This window comes from Mucilaginibacter limnophilus (genome assembly GCF_004005815.1).
GTDB classification, from domain to species: Bacteria; Bacteroidota; Bacteroidia; order Sphingobacteriales; family Sphingobacteriaceae; genus Mucilaginibacter; species Mucilaginibacter limnophilus.
In genome coordinates this window covers 1-5,512 of record NZ_SACK01000019.1, presented here as the reverse complement: position 1 = coordinate 5,512, position 5,512 = coordinate 1, and the positions used below count along the sequence as shown (strand labels likewise).

The following is a 5,512-nucleotide window of genomic DNA, read 5'->3' as shown; positions in this document are numbered from 1 at the left end:
AGATATATTTTTTTACAGATTCTATTGATTGAGTTAATAGGGTCAGTGAGACAAACAAAACATTATACAATGGAGAGTTTGATCCTGGCTCAGGATGAACGCTAGCGGCAGGCCTAATACATGCAAGTCGAACGGGATTGGGGAGCTTGCTCCCCATGAGAGTGGCGCACGGGTGCGTAACACGTATGCAACCTACCTTTACCAGGGGGATAGCCTCTCGAAAGAGAGATTAAGACCGCATAACATTATGATATGGCATCGTATTATAATCAAATATTTATAGGGTAAAGATGGGCATGCGGAACATTAGCTAGTTGGTGTGGTAACGGCATACCAAGGCGACGATGTTTAGGGGATCTGAGAGGATGACCCCCCACACTGGTACTGAGACACGGACCAGACTCCTACGGGAGGCAGCAGTAAGGAATATTGGTCAATGGGCGGAAGCCTGAACCAGCCATGCCGCGTGCAGGAAGACGGCCCTATGGGTTGTAAACTGCTTTTGTACCGGAATAAACCTTGATACGTGTATCAAGCTGAATGTACGGTAAGAATAAGGATCGGCTAACTCCGTGCCAGCAGCCGCGGTAATACGGAGGATCCGAGCGTTATCCGGATTTATTGGGTTTAAAGGGTGCGTAGGCGGCTAATTAAGTCAGGGGTGAAAGACGGCAGCTCAACTGTCGCAGTGCCTTTGATACTGATTGGCTTGAATACACTTGAGGTAGGCGGAATGTGACAAGTAGCGGTGAAATGCATAGATATGTCACAGAACACCAATTGCGAAGGCAGCTTACTAAAGTGTGATTGACGCTGAGGCACGAAAGCGTGGGGATCAAACAGGATTAGATACCCTGGTAGTCCACGCCCTAAACGATGAATACTCGATGTTGGCGATATACGGTCAGCGTCTAAGCGAAAGCGTTAAGTATTCCACCTGGGGAGTACGCCCGCAAGGGTGAAACTCAAAGGAATTGACGGGGGCCCGCACAAGCGGAGGAGCATGTGGTTTAATTCGATGATACGCGAGGAACCTTACCCGGGCTTGAAAGTTAGTGAATGGAGCAGAGACGCTCCAGTCCTTCGGGACACGAAACTAGGTGCTGCATGGCTGTCGTCAGCTCGTGCCGTGAGGTGTTGGGTTAAGTCCCGCAACGAGCGCAACCCCTGTGTTTAGTTGCCAGCATGTAATGGTGGGGACTCTAAACAGACTGCCTATGCAAATAGAGAGGAAGGAGGGGACGACGTCAAGTCATCATGGCCCTTACGTCCGGGGCTACACACGTGCTACAATGGGCAGTACAGAGGGCAGCTACCTGGCAACAGGATGCCAATCTCATAAAGCTGTTCACAGTTCGGATCGGGGTCTGCAACTCGACCCCGTGAAGTTGGATTCGCTAGTAATCGCGTATCAGCAATGACGCGGTGAATACGTTCCCGGGCCTTGTACACACCGCCCGTCAAGCCATGGAAGCTGGAAGTGCCTGAAGTGCGTAACCGCAAGGAGCGTCCTAGGGTAAAGTCGGTAACTGGGGCTAAGTCGTAACAAGGTAGCCGTACCGGAAGGTGTGGCTGGAATACCTCCTTTCTGGAGCAATATCCAAACAAAAAGAAAGCGGCAGTAACTGCTGCGCACATGATTTATTTTCTTTATAACAAAACAAAAGATAACCCGGAAGATGAAGCCATCAGGGTGACTGTAGCCAAGGCTTACAGGACACAGTTGGCGGTCAGCAGTAGGCAGTAAGCAGTTTAATCTGAAAACTGCACACTGGTAACTGCAAACTAACACAAAGTCCCGTAGCTCAGTTTGGTTAGAGCACTACACTGATAATGTAGGGGTCAGCAGTTCAAATCTGCTCGGGACTACAGGCACATGTATGATTAGTCATACAGATAATCAACCAGGGGGATTAGCTCAGCTGGCTAGAGCACCTGCCTTGCACGCAGGGGGTCAACGGTTCGAATCCGTTATTCTCCACGCTGCTTAAGCAGAGTCAAGAATATAGAATCAAGAAACAAGATGAAAGTCTTAATTTCTGTCTCTTAAATTCCTGACTCTAAACAAGCAAAACGTTCTTTGACATATTGGAAGAAGTAATTGAAAAAACGAGAAAACAACAGTAGGACAGTTTTTTCAGAGACAAGAATAAAGAATCATGAAACAAGACTTCGGTCTGGAATCATGGCTCCTGACTCTTGGATCTAAGAAACTACCAAATAAAAGCATACCGTGCGGCGCAAAAGGCGCACGAGTAGAAGAAAGTAAGAAAGGGCACACGGGGGATGCCTAGGCTCTCAGAGGCGATGAAGGACGTGATAAGCTGCGATAAGCCGCGGGGATTAGCAAATATGAATTAATCCGCGGATTTCCGAATGGGGAAACCTGATCATCTGAAGGATGATCGCAATAGCGCTAACCTGCTGAACTGAAACATCTAAGTAAGCAGAGGAAGAGAAAACAACAGTGATTTCCAGAGTAGTGGCGAGCGAAATGGAAGAAGCCCAAACCATATATGTTACGGCATATACGGGGTAGTAGGACCACAACATGAATATTAAAATGAACCGGAATGGCATGGGAAGGCCAACCATAGAGCATGAGAGTTGCGTACGGGTAAGTAATAATAAGCTAGTGGTATCCTGAGTACCGCGAGGTCGGAGACGCCTTGTGGGAATTTGCCGGCACCATCCGGTAAGGCTAAATACTCCTGAGAGACCGATAGTGAACCAGTACCGTGAGGGAAAGGTGAAAAGAACCCCGAACAGGGGAGTGAAATAGAACCTGAAACCGTGTGCTTACAAGCGGTCGGAGCCCTTCTGGGGTGACGGCGTGCCTTTTGCATAATGAGCCTACGAGTTACTCTTCTCTGGCAAGGTTAAGTGTTTAAGACACGGATCCGAAGCGAAAGCGAGTCTGAATAGGGCGTGCAGTCAGAGGAGGTAGACGCGAAACCTTGTGATCTACCCATGAGCAGGTTGAAGGTGCCGTAACAGGTACTGGAGGACCGAACCGATAAACGTTGAAAAGTTTCCGGATGACTTGTGGGTAGGGGTGAAAGGCTAATCAAACTGGGAAATAGCTCGTACTCCCCGAAATGTTTTTAGGAACAGCGTGGCGGTAAAGTTATACAGAGGTAGAGCTACTAATTGGGTGCGGGGGAGTCAAATCCTACCAAATCCAGATAAACTCCGAATGCTGTATAATATACGCTGCAGTGAGGCTATGGGTGCTAAGGTCCATGGCCGAGAGGGAAAGAACCCAGACCAACAGCTAAGGTCCCCAAATTACCATTAAGTTGAACTAACGAGGTCCGGCTGCACAGACAGCTAGGATGTTGGCTTGGAAGCAGCCATTCATTTAAAGAGTGCGTAACAGCTCACTAGTCGAGCGGCCGGGCATGGATAATAAACGGGCATTAAATGGTATACCGAAGCTTTGGATTGTACATTGTACACTGGTAGGGGAGCATTCTGTACGCGGTGAAGCTATGGCGTAAGCTGTGGTGGAGTATACAGAAAAGCAAATGTAGGCATAAGTAACGATAAGGCGGGAGAGAAACCCGCCCACCGAAAGACTAAGGTTTCCTGATCAACGCTAATCGGATCAGGGTTAGTCGGGGCCTAAGGTGAAGCCGAAGGGCGTAGCCGATGGACAACTGGTTAATATTCCAGTACTTTTTATAACTGCGATGCGGTGACGGAGCAGTGACACTGGCGCGAACTGACGGAATAGTTCGTTAAAGGCAGTAGGTATAGGGAAGGTAGTAAAGTACGCCTTTTTTGCTGAAAGCCGATAGTACAGCAAACCTTCGGGGGCGCTGATAGTCCAGGTAATCATACTTCCAAGAAAACCCGCTAAGCTTCAGGTTATAAAAACCCGTACCGTAAACCGACACAGGTAGTCGAGGAGAGGATCCTAAGGTGCTCGAGTGAATCATGGCTAAGGAACTCGGCAAAATGGCCCTGTAACTTCGGGAGAAGGGGCGCTGGCAGCAATGTCAGCCGCAGTGAAAAGGCCCAGGCGACTGTTTAACAAAAACACATGGCTTTGCAAAATCGCAAGATGAAGTATAAGGCCTGACACCTGCCCGGTGCTGGAAGGTTAAGAGGGGATGTTAGTCGCAAGGCGAAGCATTGAATCGAAGCCCCAGTAAACGGCGGCCGTAACTATAACGGTCCTAAGGTAGCGAAATTCCTTGTCGGGTAAGTTCCGACCTGCACGAATGGTGTAACGATCTGGGCGCTGTCTCAGCCATGAGCTCGGTGAAATTGTGGTATCGGTGAAGACGCCGGTTACCCGCAACGGGACGGAAAGACCCCATGCACCTTCACTACAGCTTAACATTGATATCGGATACAGGATGTGTAGGATAGGTGGGAGACTGTGATCTGGCTTCGCTAGGAGTCAGTTAGTCAACGTTGAAATACCACCCTTTCTGTATTTGGTGTCTAACTCTGCACTGCGGAGGACATTGTTTGGCGGGTAGTTTGACTGGGGTGGTCGCCTCCAAAAAGGTAACGGAGGCTTTCAAAGGTAAGCTCAGTACGCTTGGTAACCGTACGCGGAGTGCAATAGCATAAGCTTGCTTGACAGTGAGACAGACAAGTCGAGCTGGGTCGAAAGACGGATATAGTGATCCGGTGGTTCTGCATGGAAGGGCCATCGCTCAAAGGATAAAAGGTACGCTGGGGATAACAGGCTGATCTCCCCCAAGAGCTCATATCGACGGGGAGGTTTGGCACCTCGATGTCGGCTCGTCACATCCTGGGGCTGGAGAAGGTCCCAAGGGTTGAGCTGTTCGCTCATTAAAGTGGCACGCGAGCTGGGTTCAGAACGTCGCGAGACAGTTCGGTCCCTATCTGTTGTGGGCGTTGGAAGTTTGAGTGGGGCTGACCTTAGTACGAGAGGACCGGGTTGGACTAACCTCTGGTGAATCTGTTATGGCGCCAGCTGTACTGCAGAGTAGCTATGTTGGGAATAGATAAGCGCTGAAAGCATCTAAGTGCGAAACTAGCCACGAGATGAGACTTCCTTATAGGGTCGTGACAGACTATCACGTTGATAGGTTACAGGTGTAAAGGTGGTGACATCAAAGCCGAGTAATACTAATAACCCGAAGCTTTCTTCAGATAGAAAAAGCGAGAATCAAGATGCAGGAACCAAGAAACAAGACATAGTCTTAACTCCTGATTCTTAACTCTTGATTCTCCAAACAAACAACAAACTGTTGTTCTCTCGCTTTCAATCACTTCTTTCAATTCATGTCTTAGATATGAGACGTTAGATATGAGATATGAGATAAACGCCAGGCGCCTTGCGCCGAGCAAGATCTCAATACTCACATCTCAGTACTCACATCTATTAAAATATTCAGGTGCCTATATCGGCGGTGTCCACCTCTTCCCATTCCGAACAGAGAAGTTAAGCCCGCCAGAGCCGATGGTACTGCGGTAAAACGTGGGAGAGTAGGTCGGTGCCAACTTTTACAAAGCCCTCTTGAGTAATCAA

At 48.8% G+C, this 5,512-nt stretch carries 2 tRNA genes and 3 rRNA genes; all 5 read left to right on the top strand.

Annotated elements, in window-relative coordinates:
• The first annotated feature begins 66 nt into the window (after positions 1-66).
• A 16S ribosomal RNA gene (locus EOD41_RS20465) occupies positions 67-1,588 on the top strand.
• A 206-nt stretch (positions 1,589-1,794) separates the two neighbouring features.
• Positions 1,795-1,869, top strand: a tRNA-Ile gene (locus tag EOD41_RS20460).
• A 38-nt stretch (positions 1,870-1,907) separates the two neighbouring features.
• Positions 1,908-1,981 (top strand) — tRNA-Ala (locus EOD41_RS20455).
• A gap of 277 nt (positions 1,982-2,258) precedes the next feature.
• Positions 2,259-5,133, top strand: a 23S ribosomal RNA gene (locus tag EOD41_RS20450).
• Between the two features lie 241 nt (positions 5,134-5,374).
• Positions 5,375-5,486 (top strand): 5S ribosomal RNA (gene rrf, locus EOD41_RS20445).
• Together the 16S, 23S and 5S rRNA genes with 2 tRNA genes alongside form the textbook arrangement of a ribosomal RNA operon.
• Positions 5,487-5,512 lie beyond the last annotated feature (26 nt).